This is a genomic window from Sphingopyxis sp. CR5, from assembly GCF_059693785.1.
Genome location: NZ_JCATIE010000018.1, coordinates 33352 through 56579, shown reverse-complemented (window position 1 = coordinate 56579; position 23228 = coordinate 33352). Strand labels below are relative to the sequence as shown.

Sequence of the window (23228 nt, the reverse complement as noted above, 5' to 3'; positions counted from 1 at the left end):
ATGTTCAACAGTCTCGGGCGTCTGGTATCGGCCAGTCGCCTGTTCGAAAACCGAATTCCGGACCAGCGCGGGACGGAGCAGCGACGCTGTGAACGTCGCAAGGCCGCTCTTCGTCAATCGTCGATCCTGTCGAGCCGACTGACGGTCGAGGCGCTCGAGCCGCGATTGCTGCTCTCGGCCGAAGTCGCGCCGCCGCTGGCCGCTGCGGTGGGGGCGGACCCGGCCGCAATCACCCGGCTGATCGACGTCGCACCGCATCGGATCGATCTGAGCGCGGAGCAGCCCGGTCCGGCTCAAGGGGATGGTCCCGCGGCCCGACAGGCCGCCCTTGCCACACAGGTCGGGCAATATTCACTTGCCGTTCGCGGGCAACGCGGCGTCGGCGGCGTCTATGTCTACAACGGGCTCGATGTCGTTGGTAACGGCCTGTTGACCAGAGATCGGGGACTGCCCACCGCCATCCACCCGATACGGGCGCGCTCCGTCGACGATTTGCTATCGACCGAGCTTCGCATCCGCGCCGTCTTGCCCGAACGCGAGAGTGTTAACGGATTCACGCCCGGCGACAGCTATTTGTTCGAAATTTCCGGTCCCGGCGAAAGCGGCGGAGACAGCGTCATATCGCTGCTTTCGGCGCCGATCGACGTGCCGCCGGTCAGCCGGTCGATCGATGCGCCGGGGGCGACCGAAACGCTGACCTTCACCCTGACCGAGGCGCGGCAGCTCTATTTCGATTCGCTGACCGACAGCAGCACGATCCGCTGGACGCTGATCGGCCCCGGCGGCACGATCGTCAATGCGCGCGCCTTCGGCGGCTCGGATTCGCGCGACATCGCCGGTTCGAACATCCTTGACCTGGAGGCGGGCGACTATCGCATCGTCGTCGATGGCGACGGCGATGCGACCGGCCCCTATTCCTTCCGCCTGCTCGACCTCGCCAACGCCGGCGCGATCGCCGTCGATGCTCCCGTTTCCGGCCACAACGAGGGGCGCCGGACCGACATCTATGCCTTCGACGTCACCGCGGGCGAGCGCTTCTTCTTCGATCGGCTGTCGCTGTCCGGCGGCGACGTGTCGTGGCGCCTGATCGGCCCCGACGGCGAATATGTGCGCGGCCCGGAGGTGTTCGACGATTCGGGCGTCTTCACTCTCGACCGCACCGGCACCTATCGCGTCGCCATCGAAGGCCGCGATTCGAATGCCGCATCCTTCGATTACGGCTTTGTCCTGTCGCGTGTCACCGACAGCGAAGCCGCCTTGGCCGTCGGCGACACGGTGACCGGCCGCATCGAGGGGCCAGGCGACAGCGTCGCCTATGGCTTCGACCTCGCGGCCGACACGCGGCTGATGTTCGACGGCTTGCTTGCGGCCGCGGCGTTCGACTGGACGCTGACCGGGCCGCGCGGCGTCGTGGTCGACCGGCGCGCTTTCGGCGGGTCGGATTCGTCCGGCGGGATGCCGATGCTGTCGTTGCAGGCGGGCAGCTATCGTCTCACGATCCGGGGCAGCGGCGATGCGGCGGGGGGCTTCGCCTTCCGCCTGCTCGATCCCGCCGCCGCGACCCCGGTCGCCGCGGCCGGCACCTTCGGTGCGATCGTGGGCGACGATGGCGCCTCCGACGGTATCGGCCATGTCGCCGGTGCGCCGCTGGACTATTCCGCGCTTTCCGGCGCGACCAACCGCGCGTGGGACGTGTCTTTGCTTGGCGATCTGACCGTTGCCGACCGCCAGGCATTGCGGCCGCAGGCGCTGACCGTCGAAACCTGGCTAAAGCCGGGCGGCGGCGGCGGCTATTATCAAGGCGCTCTGTCCAAGACGTCGAACACCGGCTGGTCCGATGGCTATGGGCTGTTGCGGGTCGGCGACGCCATCCGCTTCTACCTCAACTATTGGGACGGCACTTATGTCGAGGCTCCGCTGGAGATCGGCGCCTGGCAGCATGTCGCGGCGACCTATGACGGCGCCGCGCTGCGGCTTTATATCGACGGCGAACTGGTCGCGGAACAGGCCTTTGATGGCGAAATCACGCACAGCCTTTCGCCGCTGGCGATCGGCGCGGCGCCCGCCGGCAGCTATCGTTGGGACGGCGCGATCGACGAGGTGCGCGTCTGGTCCGTCGCCCGCAGCGCGGGCGAACTCGGCGCCGCTGGCCGGCCGCTGACCGGCGCCGAAGCGGGGCTCGTCGGCAACTGGCGCTTCGACGAGGAAAGCGGCACCGCCGCCGCCGACACATCCGCAGCCCGGCCCTCTGCCGCATCGGCGGGCGCGCGCGCGACCGAAACGCGGCTCTATCGCTTCACGGGCGAGGCCGGCGACCGCTGGTTCTTCGACCTGCTGACCCGGACGGGCGACGCGCTGACCGTCCGGATCTATGGCCCCGACGGCATCGAGATTCAGGCGGCGACCTCGCTGTCGGACATCGAGTTGCCCCCGCTGCCGATCGGCGGCGAATATCTGATCGCGGTCGAGGGCCCGGTTTCCAACACCGCACCGGCCGCCTTCTCCGCGCGCCTGCTCAAGCTCGCCGACACGACGCGAGCGATCACCGTCGGCGCCCCGGTGAGCGGCCATATCGATACCGGTCAGCGCAACCGGCTGACCTTCACCCTCGCATCGCCGGCGAAACTGCTGTTCGACAGTCTTGCCGATACGGGCAATCTCGTCTGGTCGCTGACCGGGCCGCGCGGTTCGGAAATTACCAATCTCAACTTCCGCAACTCGGATTCGGCGGATTATTTCCTTACGGCCTCGCCGCTGCTCGATCTGCCGGCGGGAAGCTATGAACTGACGATCGACGGGCTCGGCGACGCCGCCGCCGACTATCTGTTCCGCCTGCTCGATCTCGCGGCGGCGGCTCCGGTCGCGCTCGGCGCGACGACGAACGGGAGTCTTGATCCGGCGAACCAAACCGACCTCTATCGCTTCGATGCCGCGGCGGGCGACGCGATCGCGATCGAGCATGTGACGGGCGAAGCCGGCAACGCCTATTGGCGGCTTTACGACCCCACCGGCCGGCTGGTGACGCCGGCGCGTTATTTCGATGCGTCGGAGGCGGTGTCGCTGGGCATGACCGGCACCTATACGCTGGCTATCGAGGGGCGCATCTGGGATTCGGCGTCGCTCGACTACGGCCTGCGCGTCAGCCGCACCGGCAATACGCCGCCGCCCGATACGGCGGTGGGAACCGCGCTGACGATCGGCGCCACGGTGCAGGGTACGCTCGCCGAAGACGGCGCGACGAACCTTTACACCTTCAATCTCTCGGCGCCGTCGCGACTCCTGTTCGATTCGCTGACCTCTGACAATGGAAAGACATGGACGCTGATCGGGCCGCGCGGTGTCGAGGTGGCGGCGCGAGCGTTCGACGAGTCCGATTCCTATGAAGCCGGCGGCGGCGGTGGGGCGCTCGATCTGCCGCTGGCCGGCACCTATCAGCTTCGCGTCACGGGCAGCGCGGGCGCTTATGGTTTCCGTTTCCTCGACCTTGCAGCGGCGAGCGCGGCCGCTACCGACAATTCGCTTGTCGAGGGTGTTCTGACCCCCGCCAATGCGACCGCGATCTACAGCTTTGCCGGCGCGGCCGGCGACCGGTTGTTCCTCGACGTGCGCGCCGGGCTGAGTTCGGGGTCGATGCGTATCCTCGACCCCTACGGCCGCGACTATCTGAGCACGACATCCTTTTCCGACCGTGAACTGACGTTGCCGGTTGCCGGAACCTATCGCCTGCTGATTGAAGGACGGGTGTGGAACGGGGGCGCGAACGATGACTACAGCTTTGCGCTCAATCCGATGCAGGACCCGGCCGCGCTCGACCTTGCGCCGGGCGATCTTGTCGAGGGCGCGATCGCAGGTCCGGGCGACGTGCAGCGCTATCGCCTCGCGCTCACCGAAGAGACGCTGGTCTCCTTCGATTCCTTTACGAATGATTCGCGGCTGACCTGGCGGCTGACGGGTCCTGGCTATGACTATTCGACGTCGCTGCGCGCCGCGGACGGGTTCGAACAGGCAAGCCGGCCGCCGATGCTGCTCGGGCCGGGCGACTATGAGCTGTCGATCGACGGCAGTGGCGATGCGACCGGTCCCTATTCTTTCCGTCTCCTCGACGTCCGCGCAACGGCAAGCTTGCTCGAAGGGCGGGGCGAAACGGTGGCGGCCGTACTCGCCCCGGCATCGGCAACGCACATCTATGCCATCGACCTGGCCGCGGGAGAGCGGTTCACCTTCGACGCCCGCCAGGTGCCCGGCAGCAGCGTGGTTCGTCTGCTCGATTCCGATGGCCGCGACCTGTCGGGATCGGTGGGCTTCTCCGACCGCAGCTATGCCGCCACCGACGCCGGACGTTATTACATCCTGATCGAAGGGCGCGTCACGGACACCGCCGCCGAGCGTCCCTACGAATTCGCGATCGACCGGCCGGTCGACCCGGCGCCGCAGGCGATTGCGCTGAACAGCGACATATCGACGACGATCGCGCGGGCGACCGAAGTCAATCGCTTCACCCTGACCGTCGACGAACCGACGCGCGTCTATTTCGATTCGCTGACCGCCGACACCGATCTGTCATGGAGCCTCAGCCGCTTCGGCAACGTGATCGCGAGCGCCAGCTTCTATTACAGCGACGGGGGAGAGAATAACGGCGAGCGCGTCGTGACGCTGGTGCCCGGCACCTATGATCTCACGGTAAGCGGCAGCGGCTTCTATACCGGGACTGCGACCTTCCGGTTGGTCGATGTCGCCCCGGCGACGGTGCTGGTCCCCGGCCAGCCCGTCGCCGGATCGCTCGACCCGTCGAACGAAACCGCGATATACAGCTTCGAGGCTGACGCCGGAGATCATTTCTATTTCGACAATCTGCAAAGCACGCCGAACACCAGCCTGCGGATCATCGGTCCCGACGGCAAGCAGCTTTCGAATCCCGTAAACCTTGCCGACCGCGAGTTCACGGCAGAGCAGGGCGGCACCTATCTGATCCTGATCGAAGGGCGGGTATGGGCCGGAACGGAGACGCAGGACTATCGCTTCGCCCTCCACCGCAGCACCGACACCGCGACCGCGGTGGACATCGTCGGCGACAATCCACGACCATCGTTGCTGCGGCCCGGCAAGGTCGGCAGCGCGCTGTCGATGACCACCCACGAACAGATCGAGATCGATGACCCGGCACTCGATCTGCGCGAAGACCTGACGGTCGAATTCTGGATCAATCCCGACCGGACGACCGATGCGTGGACGCCGCTTGTCTACAAGGGCAATGACGCTGGGCAGCGCGGCTATACGATCTGGTACAACAGCAGCGGCTATATCCATGTGTCGAGCGCGCGCGGCGGCAGCGCCGATACGCTGCAAACCGCCAACGGCTCGGTGCCGATCGGCGAATGGACCCATGTCGCGGTCGCGATCGAGCGCAGCACCGGCGAGATGCGCATCTATCTGAACGGCGTTCTCGCCACGTCGCGCACGATCAGCACCTCGCCGCACAACGGCAACGCCGGCACGCCGCTCTATATCGGCGCCGGACCCGAATATGACGACAGCTATCAGCGGCTGGAGGGCGCGCTCGACGAACTGCGCATCTGGGACCATGCGCGCGGCGAGGCGGCGATCCAGGCCGACATGCTGAACGGTGCGCCCGCCGACCCCGACGGGCTGGTGCTGCGCCTCGATTTCGATGCGGAGAGCGGCAGCAGCGTGACCGACCGGGTGTCGGGCGCCGCGATTCCGGTGCTCAGCGACTTCGATGCGATCGCCGGCGCGATCGCCGGACGCCTCGACGGCCCCGGCGACACCCAGAGCTTCGGCTTCACGGTCGATGCCGCGACGCTGATGGCGTTCGATGCGCTGCACAACAATGGCGACATGACGGTGACGATCACCGGCCCCGAAGGCTTTGCGGTCGAGCGCAACATGCGGAACGGCGAAAGCCACGACTTCGGCAGCGGCAACCCCGCCTTCCGCATCGAGCCGGGCGAATATCGGATCACCGTGGACGGCAACGGCGATGCGGCGGGCGCCTTCGCCTTTCGCCTGCTCGACCTTGGCAAAGCGCCGGCGCTGGCGCTGGACAGCGCCGTCAGCGGCCGGATCAGCCCGTCGCGCGACAATCAGGTCTATCGCATCGAGGTCGATCCCGGCGAGCGATTGTTCATCGACGTACAGCAGTTCGGCGCCGGCGCCGACCGCGCGACCTTCCGCCTGCTCGACCCCTTCGGGCGGCAGGTCGTGGGGCCGGTCAATATCGCCGATTACGACACCGGACCGCTTACCTATGGCGGCACCTATACGCTGGTGATCGAGGGGCGGACGGCGCTGTCGAACTGGCCGATCGACTATCGGCTCGCCGTCTATGACGTCCCCGACGCCGCGCCGGTGCCGATCACGGTCGACGGCCCGAACCCCGACGAGCCGAAGGTCGCGCCCGGCGTATCCGGCAACGCGCTGGTGCTGCGCGGCGTCGACTATGTCGAGATCGCCGACAGCCCCGCGGTCGCGCCTGTGCGCAACCTGACGTTCGAGGGCTGGTACCGGCTCGACCGCTTCACCGACACCTGGACGATCCTGGCGACCAAGGGCAACGACCAGGACGGCAGCATTCCGCTGCACCTGTCGGTGAACAACGCCGGGCGCGTCTATGCCAGCGTCGGCGATGCGTCGGGGAACCAGAGCGTGACGACCGCCAACGGCGTGTTCGCAACGGGCGAATGGGTCCATCTGGCGGTGGTCGCGGACCGCGACGTCGGGACGCTCAAACTCTATGTGAACGGTGTAGAGCAGGCGTCGGGCGCTATCCGGCAGAACAACGCGGTGACGAACGGCGAGCCGCTGCTACTCGGCCATTACCCCGACGACAACACGGCGGACGGGAAGATAGAGGGTGCGATCGATTCGGTCCGCCTGTGGAATGTCGCGCGCTCGGCCGCCGAGATCGCGGCCGGAATGGCGGACCCCGCCGTCCCGGGAACGCCGGGCCTGTCCTATGCGCTCGATTTCGAGAGCTCCGCGCGTTCAGGCGGCGCGGTGCTGCGAAGCCTCAACCCGAACGGCGTGAGCGGCCGCATCGACACGCCGGGCGAAGAGGATCGCTACAGCTTTACGCTGACCGGTCGGTCGATGCTGCTGTTCGACAGCCTGACGCCCAACAGCAATCTCGTCTGGACGCTGACCGGTCCCGAAGACGTCGTCATCGACGCGCGCCGTTTCGACCAGTCCGATTCGTCGAGCTTCGGCGGCAATCCGGTGCTCGATCTTGGTGCCGGCGATTATGTGCTGACGGTCGACGGTGCGGGCGACACGGCCGCTTTCTATAATTTCCGCCTCACCGATCTGGCGCACGGCACGCCCTTGCCGCTCGGCACGCCGATTTCGGGTGAACTGACGCCGGCGAATGCCACCGACGTCTATCGATTTGCCGCCAATGCCGGGGAAACCTTCGTCTTCGACGCGCTGGAGGCGCTTGCCGGAGTCCGCTGGCGGCTGATCGACCCGTTCGGCAAGATCGTCTTCAACCAGCGCACGCTGACCGATATCGACGGACAGCAACTCGACGTAACCGGAACCTATACGCTGCTGCTCGAAGGAGAGGTCGGGCAGGGCGCGGTCGCGGGCTATGGCTTCGCCGTTTATCCGGTGACGATGCAGGATGCGCTGCTGACGATCGGCGACCGCATCGATTCGACGATTTCACGGCCGGGGGAGAGCGATCGCTACGGCTTCACGCTCGATGCGCCCGCACGGCTCCTGTTCGATGCGCTCGGCAATCCGGCCAATATCAACTGGACGCTGACCGGGCCTGGCGGGACCGTGGTCGATGGCCGCGCGATACGCAATTCGGACGGCGCCGACTTCACGGACAACCCGGTGCTCGACCTTTCCGCGGGCAACTGGACACTGACGATCGACGGCGCCGGCGATGCGACGGGCGCCTATGCGTTCCGCATGCTCGACCTCGCCGATGCCGAGGAACTGGCGCCCTCGGGCCTCTATAATCGCGCGCTGGGCGAATCGGGGACCGAAACCGACCTTTATCGCTTCGAGGCGACCGCCGGCCTGCGCTTCGGCTTCGATGTGCAGTCGAACGGATCGGGCAACAACCGCTGGCGGCTGATCGACCCGCTGGGGCAGGTCGTCTTCGGCCCCTCGACGCTCACCGACACCGGGCTGCTGACCGCGACGATGGACGGCACCTACACGCTGCTCGTCGAGGGGCGCAATTCGCAGACCGCCGACAGCGGTTACGGCTTCCTGTTCGATGTTCCGGTGCAGCCGGCGCCGAACGGGGCGACGAGCCAGGATTTCGACGATGGCAACCTGCCCTATGTGCTCGTCAATCACCGCGGCGCCGCGGCGCAACTGCTCGATGATGGCGACGATGATTTCCTGCGCCTGACCGACGCGCTCAACGCCAATGCCCAGAACAGCGTCGCCTTTTCCGCGACCGGCAGCGGGCGGCAGGACGTCGTCGATATCGGCTTCGATTTCCGCCTGACGCGGCGTCCCGGCCAGACCGTCGATGCCGACGGACTGGCCATCGCCTATCTGCCGGTGTCGGGGTACGGCAACGGCGGGCCCGGACCTCAGGTCGGCATAGAGGCCAATATCCCCGGTGCGCTCGGCATCGGGTTCGACACGTTCGACAATACCGGCGGCGACAGTCACAACACGATCTCGATCCACTATGACAATGTCCGGCTGACCAACGGCGAAAATCCCGTGGTGACGATGGCGAGCGGCGAGTGGACGCACGCCCGGCTGCTCATCGAGCGCACCGAAGGCGGCGCGCTGCTCACGATCGAGCTGACGCCAGAGGGCGGCGCGAGCGTGGTCGCGGTCGAGGATTATTTCCTGCCCGGTTTCGAACTGGAGGCCGGGCGTCTGCTGCTCTCGGCATCGCAGGGCGGGAATACCAGCGATCAGGATGTCGACAACATCACCGTCGCGATGACCCCGGCAGCGGCCCCGATGCCGCCGGCGGACTTCGGCGACACTGTCACGGGCACGATCGAACGGGCGGGCGGTGTCGACCGTTTCGCCTTCACCGTGACCGAGCCGACCCCGGTGGTGTTCGACGCGCTGACCAACAACAACCAGCTTCGCTGGCAGATCAGCGGTCCGACGCAGACCCCCGGCGCGCGCAGCTTCACCTCGACCGATTCGTCCAGCTTCTCGGGCAATCCGGTGATGTGGTTACAGCCGGGCCGCTATACGGTCGCGATTTCGGCCAACGGCACCGCGACCGGCAGCTATGGCTTCCGCCTGCTGTCGCTCGCGGATGCCGCGCCGATCACGCGCGGCGAGACGCGGTCGATCACGCTCAACCCCGGCAATGTCACCCAGGCCTTCCGCTTCGACGCGGCGGCGGGCGAGCGGCTGTTCTTCGACTATATCAGCGGCTCGACCGACCCGTATTGGCGGTTGATCGGCCCGCAGGGCGATGTCGTCTTTGGACCGAGCCGCGTCGGCGATATCGAGGAGCCGTTGTTGCCGCTCACCGGCACCTATACGCTGCTCGTCGAGGGGCGGATTCCGACCGGGGCGCCGCAATCGCTCGACTTCCGTGTCGGGGCGATGACCGATGCCGATGCGGATGCCGCGCTGACGCTGGGTGAGACGACCGGGGGCACGCTCGCGGCGCCGGGCGACCGGCTGCGCTATGCTTTCACGCTCGACGCCGCGACGCGCCTCATGTTCGACGCCCTGACCAACAGCAGCCAGTTCGTCTGGACGCTGACCGGCCCGGAAGGGGTCGTCGACAGTCGCGACTTCGGTCACAGCGACGCGTTGAGCCGGACCGACGCGATGGCGTTTTTCGCCGTCGCGGGCGACTATATGCTCACCATCGACGGCACCGGCGACACGACGGGCGATTTCGCCTTTCGCCTTCTCGATCTGGCTGCGGCGACGCCGCTGACGCTCGACACGGTGACGAGCGGAACGCTTGAGCCCGCCAATGCGACCGAACTTTATCGCTTCACCGCTGCGGCGGGCGACCGGCTCTTCTTCGATTATCTGACCAACCAGACTGCGGGGCGCTGGCGCCTGCTCGATCCGCATGGACGACTGGTTTTCTATGGCAATCACGACGGCGATTACGGACCGGTCACGCTCGACAAGGATGGCGTTTATACGCTGGCGTTCGAAGGCCGGATCGACGATGCGAATGCGTCGGCAACCTATGAATTCCTGGTGTCGCGGATCGTCGACAAACCGCAGTCGCTGACGTTCGGCGAAACGATACAGGGCACGCTCGACCAGGCGTATCAATCGACGCTCCTCGACTTCACGCTCACCGAAGACACGCTGCTGTATGTCGACGCGCTGACCGCCGACGGTTCGCTGGTCTGGACGCTGACGGGACCACAGGGCGATGTGGCGTCGCGCAGCTTCACCGGATCGGACGGCTATAATATCGGCGGCACCCCGGTGCTGGCGGTGCCTGCCGGCGACTATGTGCTGCGCGTCACGAATAACAGCGGCACGGCCGGGCGCGATTTCTCGCTGCGCGTGCTCGACCTTGCCGATGCGACCGCAATCACCCCCGGGCTACCTGTCACCGGTACGCTCAGCCCGGGATCGGAAACCGAGGCCTTTCGCTTTGCCGGCGAAGCGGGCGACCGCTATTATTTCGATCGGCAGGCGCTGGCCGGCGTATCGGCCTATTGGCGGTTGATCGCGCCGAACGGACGCGAGCTCTTCACGCGCGACTTCAACGATGTCGAAGACTTCATACTGCCCGACGACGGCAACTACACGCTGCTGCTCGAAGGTTACATCTATGATGCGGCGGCGATCGGCACCTTCGGCTTCAACGTCTTCGAGAATCCGGAATCCGCACCGATCCCGATTCCGGGCGTCGAGGTCAATCCCGCACCCGACCTGATCCCGCGCAACATTACCGCCACCGCCGACGGAGCGATCCGGTCGGGCGGGGCGGTCACGATCGCGTGGGAAACGTTGAACGACGGAACCGTCGCGGCAACCGGCAACTGGACCGACCGGCTGATCCTCCGCAATCTCGACACCGGTCAGGTGATCGGCAATTTCGTGCTCGATGACGAGGCGGGTAGTCTCGCTGCCGGGGCGTCGCGTCAACGGCAGATGACGGTCACGCTGCCGCAAGGGAACGCCGGGGTCGGCCGCATCTCGATCACCGTGACCAGCGACGTCGCCAATGCGGTGGCCGAGGAAAATCCGTCGGCGACCGGCGAAACCAACAACAGCGCCGCGATCGAGGTCGATTCGATCCTCGCGCCTTTCATCGACCTTACCGTGTCCGACGTCATCCCCGAGCCCGCCGAAGGCTGGGCGCCAGGCGACAATGTGACCCTCCGCTGGACGACGACCAACGAGGGCAACCGCCCGACGCCGTCGGGCTTTTCGGAACGGATCGTGGTGCGCAACAGCAGCAGCGGGCAGCAGATACTGCTCGCCACCGTGACCGCCGATGCGCTGGGGGCGGGCGACACCCGCGCGGGAAGCCATACCATCGTCTGGCCGGAAGGCCCGTCGGCACATGGTCAGTTCGTCTTCACCGTCACCACCGACATTCTGGACGATGTGGGCGAGGCCAATGACGCGGGGAACGGCGAAACCAACAATGCCGGAACGGCCACGATCGTCTCGTCGCCGGATCTGACGATTCGCGACCTGATTATCGCGGAAGGCGATCCGCAGTCGGGCGACACGATCACGCTCGGCTGGACCGAGGCGAATATCGGCAATGCCCCGACGCTTGCGGGCTGGAACAACCGCATTCTCGTCGTCAATACCACGACCGGGCAGACGCTGCTCGATACCAGCATCGCCAGCGACACGCAGCTCGCCGGCGGCGCCGAGCGGGCGCGCAGCTTCAGCTTCCGGCTGCCCGACGGCCAGGCGTCGGTCGGCACGATCCGCGTCACCGTTCAGGCCGACCGAAACGCCGGCGGCGGCGGGGGCGAGGTTCGGGAAGTCGCCAGCGGCTATAATGGCGAAGGCAACAACAGCGCGCAGGCCACGGTGCCGGTCGCGGCGCGCGCCTATGCCGATCTTCGCGTCGGCAATGTCTCCGCGCCGGGTTCCGCCAGCGGCGGCGACAGCATCGCCGTGTCGTGGCGGGTCGAGAATGCCGGCGCGATCGCCGAAGCGGCGGACGGATGGGTCGACCGCGTCATCCTGAGCGTCGACGATCTTGTCGGCAACGAGGATGACATCGTCCTGGGCGAGCGGCGTCGCGATGGCTCGCTGGCGTCCGGCGCCGGCTACAATGCGTCGCTCGACGTAAGCCTGCCTGCCGATATCGGCGGCAATTATCGCCTGTTTGTTGTCGCCGACGCCGCGGGCGCACTAACCGAACCCGATACGCGCGCCGACAACATCGGCGACCCGGCCCTGATCCGGATTACCTCGCAGGCACCGAATCTGGTTGCCGAGGCGGTGTTCGGTCCTGCGGGCACGATCGTCGGCGGCGATCCCTTCACCGTGTCCTGGCGCATCCGCAACACCGGCGATCTGTCGGCCGCGGGTGGCCATGTCGACCGGCTGATCCTGTCGGCCGACGATGTCGTGGACGAGGATGATCTGGTGCTGGCCGAAGTCGTGCGCGACGGGGCGCTGCCGGTCGGCAACAGCTATACCGTGTCGGTCGAGGCGCGGGTGCAGGATGGGCGGACCGGCGATTACCGCCTGATCCTCGTCACCGACGCCGGTGCCACGGTTTTCGAGAATTTCGAGGAAGGCGACAATGTCGCGGTGTCTCCGCCGGTGCGTTTCGAAGCCGCGGCCGCCGCCAATCTGACGGTCGAAAGCGTCGCGGTTCCCGACGATGCGGTGCCGGGTCAGACGATCGACGTCACCTATGTCGTGCGCAACACCGGCAGCGTCGCCGCCGCGGCGCCGTGGACCGACCGCATCTATATCGACGATGACGACGGCATATCGGGCGCGCATCTGCTGACGTCGCTGCCGCGCAACTTCGATCTTGCGCCGGGCGAAAGCTATGAAGTCACCCAGGCGGTGACGATTCCGTCCTCCTATGACGATGGCGAGTGGCATATTTTCGTGCGCACGGACGCGCTGTCGCAACTGTTCGAGGGCGGACAGGAAAGCGATAATGTCGGCACGTCCAACGCGCTGGCGCTTCAGCATCCCGACCTCGTGCCGGTCCTGATCGAAGGACCCGACGGCGGCACGGCCGACTCGAACAGCGAGATCACGATCCGGTGGCGGATCCGCAACGACGGAAGCGGCGACACGCTTGGCGGCTGGACCGACAGCATCTGGCTGTCGCGCGATGCCGTCGTCGGCGCCGGCGACATCAAGCTCGGCGCGTTGGTGAGCGACGCCGCGCTGGCCGCCGGCGCCGTTTACGACGGCAGCCTGACCGTTACCCTGCCGATCGACGCGAGCGGGGAATATCAGCTGATCGTCCAATCGGACAGCGGGGCTACGGTGGTCGAGACGGCCGCCGGGGAGGCCAATAACCAGGCGGCCGTCGCGCTTGACGTCGGCCTGTCCGACTATGCCGAATTGGAGGTCGGCGGTGTCTCGGCCCCCGCGCGGACGATCGCCGACCCGGCGCTTGTGACCGTGGGTTGGACCGTCACCAATGTCGGCACCGGTGCCGGTTTCACCTCCGAATGGACCGACCGCGTGATTGTGTCGCGCGACGATGTGCTGGGCAATGCCGACGATATCGTCATCGGAGAATTCGTGCACAGCGGCGCGCTCGATGTCGGCGCAAGCTATGATGCCAGCGAGGATATCCTTCTGCCGTCGGGCTTTTACGGCCGCTACACCCTGTTCGTGCAAACCGATGCCAAGGGCGAAGTATTCGAAAATGGCGCCGATGAAAATCGCGGCCTGTTCGCCGGACCCTTCGACGTTTCTCCGATTCCGTGGGCCGACCTGCACCTCCTTTCGGTCTCGGTACCCGAAACCGCGCTCTCGGGCAGTGCGATCAATGTCACGTGGCGGGTCGAAAATCAGGGTATCGGGCTGACCAACAGCGGTGACTGGTTCGATCAGGTCTATCTGGAAAAGCTCGACGGGTCGGGCCGGGTCAAGCTGGGCAGCGTCAATCACCTGGGCTTCCTGGCGCCGGGCGACAATTATGAACGCGCCGCCAGCTTTGTCCTGCCGGACGGGATCGAAGGCGAGTATCGCATCGTCGTCGAGACGCCGGGGGCGACCAATCCCCGGTCGAGCCCCTATGAGTTCATTTATACCGACAACAACAGCGGCCAATCGGCACCGATCGACGTCGCGCTCGCGCCCTCGGCGGATTTGAAGGTCGAGGCGATTTCGGCGCCCGAAACCGGGGTCGAGGGTCAGGTGGTCGATATCGAATGGACGGTGCGCAATGCCGGTGCCGCCGCCGCGACCGGAACATGGACCGATCGCGTCTATCTGCGCCGCGCGGGCGAGACCGGGGCGGGGACGCTGATCGGCACGTACAGCTATACCGGCCCGCTCGAGGCAGGAAAAACTTACAGCCGCAAGGAAGAAATGCGGCTGCCCGCGAAGGTCAGCGACCGTTATGAGGTGATCGTCGTCACCGACGCGGGCAACGCCGTCTACGAACATGGCGGCGAGGACGATAATCGCGCGGTCGACGATGCGACGATCCTCGTGTCGGCGATGCCGCGCCCCGACCTCCGGGTCAGCGAGATCGTCGCGCCCGACGAAGTGACGGCGGGCGCGACGGCTTCTGTCGAGTTCAAGATCGTCAATCAGGGACTGGAGGCAGCGAACGGGTCGTGGACCGACCAGGTCTGGCTGTCGCTCGACGACAAGCTGACGAGCGACGATATTCTGGTCTCCAGCCTCCAGAACCCTTCCGCGCTTGGTTCGCTGGAGGAATATCGGTCCGAAACGGGCACCTTCACCGTGCCCAAGCGGTTTCGCGGCACCGTCTATATTCTCGTCGCGACCGACAGCGGCAACAAGGTCGATGAATGGCCGAACGACAGCAGTCAGAGCAACATCGCCGCGCAGGAAATCTATGTCGAGCCGATTCCCTTCGCCGACATCGTCGTGGACAATGTCGTCACCCAGACCCAGGCGTTCGAGGGCAATGACGTCACGGTGCGCTACAGCGTCACCAACCGCGGGGCGGGCGACACCGATCTGGGTCAGTGGACCGAACAGATCTGGCTGACGCGGGACAAGAACCGTCCGCATCCGGGACAGGGCGACATACTGCTCAAGACGCTGACCTACAAGGACGGCGTTCTGATGCAGGATGCGGGCTATGACCGCGAAGTCACCGTGACGCTGCCCGAAGGGCTGATATCGGGCACCTATTACATCATGCCGTGGGTCGATCCCTATGCGACCCTGCTCGAAGATTCGCTGGCGACCAACGTCAATCCCGACGACCCGGCCGAGATCAATTCGAGCAATTATCGCGCGCGGGCGATCGATATCGTCGGCCTCCCGCCCCAGACGTTCACGCGGGCCATCGCGGTCGAGACGGTCAGCGCCGACGCGACCGGCGCTGGCGGCCAGGAATTCACCGTAAGCTGGACGGTAAAGGCGGGCGGTAACGCGACCGCAAATGGTTGGCAGGACCGGGTCGTTCTGGCCGACGCGCCATTGCTCGAAGACGCGACGAACATTTTCGAACTGGGCAAGTTCGCGAATCTGAGGCCGCTCGATCCGGGGCAGTCCTATACCAACAGCCAGACCTTCACGCTCAATCCGGCTGCCGCCGGCCTCTATGTGATCGTCCAGTCGCAATTGGGCGGCGACCCCAATAGCCTCGACAATGCGGCCTTTGCCGAAACCAGCGTCACCAACATGCCCGCCGACCTGCGCGTCGTCGACGTCGTGCCCGCGGCGCCCGATGCCCCCGCCTATTCGGGCGAGGCGACCAGCGTCACCTATACCGTTCGCAATGATGGCGCGGCGACGTGGGACGGGACGCAATATTGGACCGACGAGGTGTGGATTTCGGCGGACCCGGTGTTCAGCACTGATCGGGCCACGAAAGTCGCCTCGGTCGCTGTTTCGGATGGCCCGCTGGGGGCCGGGGACAGCTATAGCCGCACGGTCGACTTCACCATGCCGCCTGGCGTGGACGGAGACTATTATGTCTATGTGATCGCCAATTCGGCAGGGCGCTCGCCGATCCCGTCGGACATCGTGCGGCGGGGTGGCAACGACGGCCTGCTTGGCCAGTTCGCCAAATATGCGTTCGAACTGCCCCAGGGCAATATTGCCTCCGCGTCCTTCCCCGTCGTTTATCGCGAGCCGGATCTCAAGGTCACCGAACTGACCGTACCCGATACGCTGGCCGCCGGCAGCACCGTGACGATCAGCTTCAAGGTCGAGAATGTCGGCAACCGCGCGACCCGCGAGACCCAATGGACCGACCGCGTCTATCTGTCGCTCGATGCTTCGCTCGACGATGGCGACTGGCTGATGTCGCGGGAAAGCTCGCCGGGCGTGATCGTCAAGGCGGAAAACCAGCATGTCGGCGTGCTGGAGGCGGGTGATTCTTATTATGCGACCGTGACGGTAACGCTGCCCTTTGAACTCGAAGGGCCGATGAACGTCATCGCCATGGCCGATTCGGGGCTGGCCGAATCGGGCTATTCGACCAGCAGCCTCTCGCCGCGTCTGAAGGGCGTGCGCGGCCTGTTGGCGGGGGCCGTCCGCGAATTCCAGGGCGAAGGCAACAACAGCGCGGTGCAGGGGGTCACGCTGACCCCCTATACGCCCCCCAATCTTCAGGTGAGCGCGCTGACCGCGCCGGACCGCGCGGTGCGCGGCCAGACGTTCCGCGTCGAATATACGGTCACGAACGATGGCGGTGCGACACCGGCCTTGCAGGGACAATGGGACGATCTTGTCTATCTCTCGCGCGATCCCTTCCTCGACCTGACGTCGGACCGCTACATCGGATCGGTACGGCACAGCGGCGGGCTGGCGGCGGGCGACAGCTATGATGTCGCGCTCGACCTCACCGTGCCGAACGACCTCGGTACCGAAGCCTATTATGTTTTCGTCGTCACCGATCCGGCACGTTATGATGCGACGGGCAGGCTGTTCGAAGCCGACGAGCGCGACAACCTCCTCGGGACCGTCACCCCGATGGTGATCGAACTGCCGCCGCCGACCGACATCGAGGTGCAGGACATCGTCGTTCCCGGCGACCGGCAGCCGGGCGATCCGGTGACGATCAGCTGGACGGTCGCGAACCAGAGCGATGTGACCGCGTCGGGCCGTTGGACCGATGCGGTCTATCTGTCGCGCGACGCGACGTGGGACGTCGGCGACAAGCTGCTCGGCCGCGCCGATTTCAACGGCACGCTGCTGTCCGACGGCACGTATACGCTGTCGCTCGACACGACGCTGCCCGGTGCGGCGGCGGGCGATTACCGCGTGATCGTCCGCACCGACGTGCGCAACCAGCTTTACGAGGACACCGGCGAAGACAACAACACGACCGCGTCGCCCGACACGCTTTCGATCTCGGTCGAGGAACTGGCGCTCGGCATTCCGCTGACCGTCGACCTCGAACCGGGGCAGGAGCGGCTCTACCGGATCGAAGTGCCGGCGGACAGCACGCTGCGCTTCCGCGTCGGGTCGAACGACGAACGGAGCATCAACGAGGTGTTCCTGCGCCACGACGAGGTGCCGACCTCCGCCGCGTTCGACGCGACCTATACCGGCCCGCTCGCGCAGGAACTGACCGCGATCGTCCCTGACACCGAACCCGGCGTCTATTATGTGCTCGTGCGCGGCTACAGCGGCCCCGACGAAGGCGCACAGGTGACGCTGACCGCCGATCTGCTGCCGCTCGTCATCACCGGCATCGACACCGACCGCGGTGGCGATTCGCGTTTCGTCACCACGACGATCAAGGGCGCGCAGTTCCACCCCGACGCGATCGTCAAGGTTTCGCGACCCGACATCGCCGAATATGAACCCGTCGCATGGGAGGTCGTCGATTCCTCGACGATCATCGCGACCTTCGACTTTACCGACGCGCCGCACGGCCTCTACGACATCAAGGTCATCAATCCCGACGGATCGGAAACGGTCGAACCCTATCGCTTCCTGATCGAACGCGGCATCGAGCCAGAGGTGACGATCGGAGTCGGCGGCCCGCGGGTTATTCTGGCGGGCGACCAGGCGACCTATTCGGTGGCGCTTGAAAACCAGTCGAACCTCGACGCCCCCTACACCTATTTCCAGGTCGGCGTTCCCGAACTCAACAACAACCAATATGTCTATGGCCTGCGCTTCCTGGACTTCTTCGCCAATGTTCGTGGCGTGCCCGAAGGGCTGCTCGACAGTGTCGGCGCCCTCGTGCCATGGATGAACCTCGATTCGATCGTCAACACCAACGGCCAGCTCGTCACATCGGGTTTCCTGTACGATCAGCCCGCCGACGGCTTTACCGGCTTCACGTTCAACGTCCTGACCTATCCGGGGCTGAAGGCAATGGCCGACCGTTCGTTCGACACCTTCCGCGAACAGATGGCGGTATCGTTCCCCGAACTCGACGACCTGCTTGTCGGGGGCGAGGGCGGGCTCGAAGACTGGTGGGAGGCCGCCAAGGACCTCATCACGGCCAAACTTCCGGCGGCGAAGTCGGTCCTCGACCAGTTGGATTTCGTCGGCCTTTACCAGTCGAACGCCGCGACGCCGAGCCGCGACGAAATTCCTTTCATCCCCTTCCGCTTCCATATCCTTGCCGCCGCGACGACGATGACGCGCGACGAATTCGTCGCCTTTCAGTCGGAGCAGGCGCGGGGATTGCGCGATGCGATCATCGCCGCCGCCGATGCACCGCCGTCGCTGCTTGCCCTCGTCGGGAGCGAGGAGCAATGGGTCGACCTCTATCTCGCCGCGCTTGAGGACGCCGATCTGCTGCGCCCCGACGGCGATGTCCCGCCGATCCGCACCCAGCCGCAGATCGTCAGCCTAATGGCAACGCTCGCCTCGGGCATCCTGTATGGCCCGGCGGGCAGCGATATTCGTTCCGATGGCGATCTGCTCGGCTTTTTCGAGCAGTTGCGCACGCTCTATGGCCATGACGAAGGCCAGATGGCCGACATCGAATATCTCGATCCGCGTCAGAGCCCGCGCTATGTCGGCGATGTGCCGATCCCGGCGCTGCCCGATGCCGTGGATTATGATCTCGGCCTGTCGAACCCCACCTATTTCGAGGCGTTCCGTGTTTTCGTTCCGTGGATCGACTTCGCACAGCGCGGCGCGGGCCTGCCCGCCGATTTTCAGATCAACGGCCCCGAGCCGGTCGATGGCGATCCGCTCGCGGCGCTCGACTTCTCGCAATATACCGCCACCGGCGGCAACAGCGGCCGCCTCGCGTCGATCACCGGCCCGCAGACGATGGACACGCTCGGCTGGCTGCCGGCATCGGCGTCGCTGCCCTATACGATCGGCTTTGAAAATGCGGCGGGATCGTCGCGCTATACGAACGAGATCCGCATCGTCACCGCGCTCGATCCCGATCTCGATCCGCGCAGCTTCACCTTCGGCGACATCCGCATCGGCGACATCACCATCGACGTGCCCGATGGCAAGACGAGCTTCCAGGCCGAATATGATTTCACCGAAGCGCGCGGCTTCATCCTGCGCGTCAGCGCGGTGCTCGACCTCTATCAGGACCCGCCGAGCGCAAGCTGGCTGATCCAGGCGATCGATCCGGTGACGGGCGAGGTATTGCAAGATACGACGCGCGGTCTTCTGGCACCGAACAACGCGAGCGGTGCGGGAGCGGGCTTTGTCTCCTATTCGGTGCGTCCCGCTGGCGATGTCGCTACGGGCGAAACCATTTCCGCCTCGGCGCGGGTGCTGATGGATGGCTTTGCGCCAGAGGATACGCTGGTGCTCGGCCAGATGGTCGATGGCGAGGCGCCCGAAAGCCAGCTGGCGGTGGCACGCATCGGCGGCACCGACGATTATCGCGTCGATTGGCGGGTCGAGGATGACAATGGGGGCTCGGGCGTACGCCGCGTCACCCTGTATGTGGCCGAGGATGGCGGCGACTTCCGTATCTGGCAGCGTCAGCTCACCGAGGTCGAAGGCTCGCTGACTTTCGAGGGCGAGGCCGGAAAAAGCTATGAATTCCTCGCGCTCGCGACCGATGTGGCGGGCAATCGCGAGCTGCCGACGCCGGGGGTCAACGCCGCCTCCGACGGGGCGGACGTCAACCTTGGCGCCCTGCCGACGGTGCCCGGCACGACCCCTCCCAATTTCGGCCAGGCCCCCGAACCGTCGCCCGAGCCATCGACCAATCCGCTGTTCGCCGCCGCCGAGGCCGATGTGCCCGCGGCGGCGCCGCTGTCGTCGCCGAGCGAGTTCGGCGAGGTGTTGAGCCCCTTCACCGCGCGCGCCTTTGCCACCGGCATCGGGGCGAGCGCCGCCGGCATCGGTCCGATGGCGATCGTCGAGACGCCCGATGGCGGCTTCCTGATTTCGGGCGGCGCCAACCGCGGGACGCTGTGGAAATTCGACGCCAATGGCGGCGCGGCGGGGACGCCGCTCGCCCAGCTCGACGAGCCGGTATTCAACATGGCCTTCGACCTTCAGGGCAGGCTGTGGGCGACGACCGGCGGCGGGGCGCTGCTGCGGCTCGACCCGGACACGGGCGCGGTGCTCGACCGTTTTGGCGACGGCGTGACGATCGCGATCGCGGTCGATCCCGAAAGCGGCGGGATCTATGTCTCGACCAACAGCGGCATTTCGATCTTCAACCCCGACGACGGCGGCTTTACCCAGTGGAGCCGCGACGAAAATCTGCGCGTCGGCAGCCTCGCCTTCGATGGCGACGGGACGCTGTGGGCGGTGACATGGCCCGACCGCAAGCAGGTGGTGCGCTTCACCGACCGCGCGCGCGCCGAAACGATGCTGACCTTCGACGCGCCGGCCGATTCGATCGCTTTCGGCCAGGCGGACACCGCGCTCGAAGGGCTGATGTTCGTTTCGCACACCGCGGGGACGGTCGCCGACACCGGGCTCGCCGCCGAGGGCAGCGAACTGACGATGGTCGATATGGCGACGCTGCGCCGCGTCGCGATCGCGACCGACGGAACGCGCGGCGATGTCGTGACGGCGACAAGCGACGGCCGTCTGCTGATCAGCCAGAGCGGCCAGGTCGATGTCGTCGCCCCCGCGACGGCGCCAACGGTGATCGCGACCAATCCGCCCGCGGGGTCGGACGTGGTGCTGCCCGCGCCCTTCCTGACCGTGACCTTCGACCAGGATATGTTCGCGGGCGCCGCCGATCAGGCGGGATCGGTGCTCAACCCCGAATATTATCGGCTGGTCGACGGAACCGGCGCCGCCCACGCCATTCGTTCGATCAGCTATGACACCGCGACGCGCACGGTGGTTCTGGGGGTCGGAACGCTGCTTGCCGGCGATTTTGCCCTGACCGTCGGTGCCGGCGTGACCGCTGCGACCGGCCAGCGTCTGGGCGTCGATTATCAGAGCGGTTTCCAGGCCTTTGACGATATCTCGACCCTCGTCGATATCGACTTCGGCGATACCCGGCTCGATCGTCTGACGGGGACGGTGTCCTATCGCGTGACCGTCACCAACCGGACCGACGGCCCGCTGACCCTCCCGGCCTTGCTGACCATCGACCCGCTTGCGGGTTTCCCCGGCGTGCCGACCGACGCGAGCGGACAGAGCGGCGACGGCCGCTGGCTGGTCGATCTGTCGGCGTCGCTCCCTCCCGGGGGCGTGCTGGAGGCGGGCGAAAGCACGAACGGCCGCACCGTGTCGATCACCGGGATCGACGGCCGCCGGCTTGCCTTCGCGGCGGGTGTCGTCGCGGGGACCCTGCCCAACAGCGCCCCGCTAATCACCAGCGAGCCCCCGGCCGGGGCCAGCGTCGGGCAGGAATTTACCTATCGGGTGACGGCGACCGACGCCGATGGTCAGCCCGTCGCCTTCGGGTTGCTCAGCAAGCCCGCGGGCATGGTGATCGATGCCGAAACCGGCCTTGTTCGCTGGACGCCCGGACCCGATGTGCCGGCGCGGGCGGCGGTGGTCGTCGAAGTCTTTGATTCGCGCGGCGCGGTGACGCTGCAACGCTTTGTCCTCACGGTCGAAGGCGGCAACAGCGCCCCCGAATTCCGCAGCCCGCCGACGCGCGTCGAGGGCGGCGAAGGACAGGTGTTCCAGTTCCAGCTCAATGCCGTCGATGCCGACCTCGACCCGCTGGCCTATACGGTCGACGGGCTGCCCGGGGGTGCGGTCTTCGATCCCTCGACGCGAACCTTCAGCTGGCTCGCCGACTATGAATCGGCGGGCACCTATGACGTCCGCTTCACGGTGACCGACGGGATCAGCCGCGACGAGGCGCTCGTGACCATAGCGGTGGCCGAGCGTAACGAGCCGCCGCGCGTCGTTCCGGTTGCCGACCGCGACGCCCGCGAAGGCGACTTGATCCGCTTCCGTATCGATGCGCGCGCCGACAGCGACCGGACGCTCACCTATTCCAGCGACTCCTTGCCGTTCGGCGCGACGCTGAACCCCGCCACGGGCGAGTTCGAATGGACGCCGACCTATATCCAGAACGGGGATTATGACATTCAGTTCGCCGTCAGCGACGGTGAAACAACGGTCAGCTTCGTAACCCGCATCACCGTGCTCAACGCCAATGCGGCGCCTGTCTTCGACCAGCTCGATGGCTGGCAGGTTCTCGAAGGGCAGCTTTTGTCCTTCACCGCCTATGCACTCGATCCCGACAATCCCTATTATACGCCGCCCCTGCGCGACACCGCGAGCGGCGACGTCACGACGACGACCGACCTGCCCCGGACGGTGACCGTCGAACTGTTGTCCGACCTGCCGCCCGGGGCGAGCTTCGATCCCGATACGCTCGAATTCCGCTGGACCCCGACCAACGATCAGGCGGGCGACTATGAATTGCGCTTCCGCGCGACCGACACCGGCGACGGCGACGAACCCCCGCTGTCGACCGAGGTCGTCATGCCCGTCCGCGTCTTCAATCAGAACCGCCGTCCGCAGGTGCAGGCAATCGAGAATGTCAGCGTCGCGAGAGGCGAGGTGGTGGAGATTCCGATCGCCGCCTTCGACGCCGACGGCAATCCGCTGACGCTCGGCGCGATGAACGAAAGCCCGTTCCGGCCGCTTCCCGATTTCGTCACCCTCATCGACAATGGCGACGGCACCGGCATCCTTCGCCTTGCCCCCGGCGCGAACCAGCGCGGCGACCATACGATCATCGTCACCGCGATGGACGACGGGGA

At 66.2% G+C, this 23228-nt stretch carries 1 protein-coding gene (running past one end of the window); it reads left to right on the top strand.

The genetic code is table 11. From position 1 onward, the window contains the following. Nucleotides 1-23228, top strand: partial view of a putative Ig domain-containing protein gene (locus AC58D2_RS19875; RefSeq protein ID WP_497392773.1) — the 5' portion only. It continues 13996 nt past the right edge of the window; the window shows 23228 of its 37224 coding nt (coding positions 1-23228); its start codon is at nucleotides 1-3; the stop codon falls past the right edge of the window.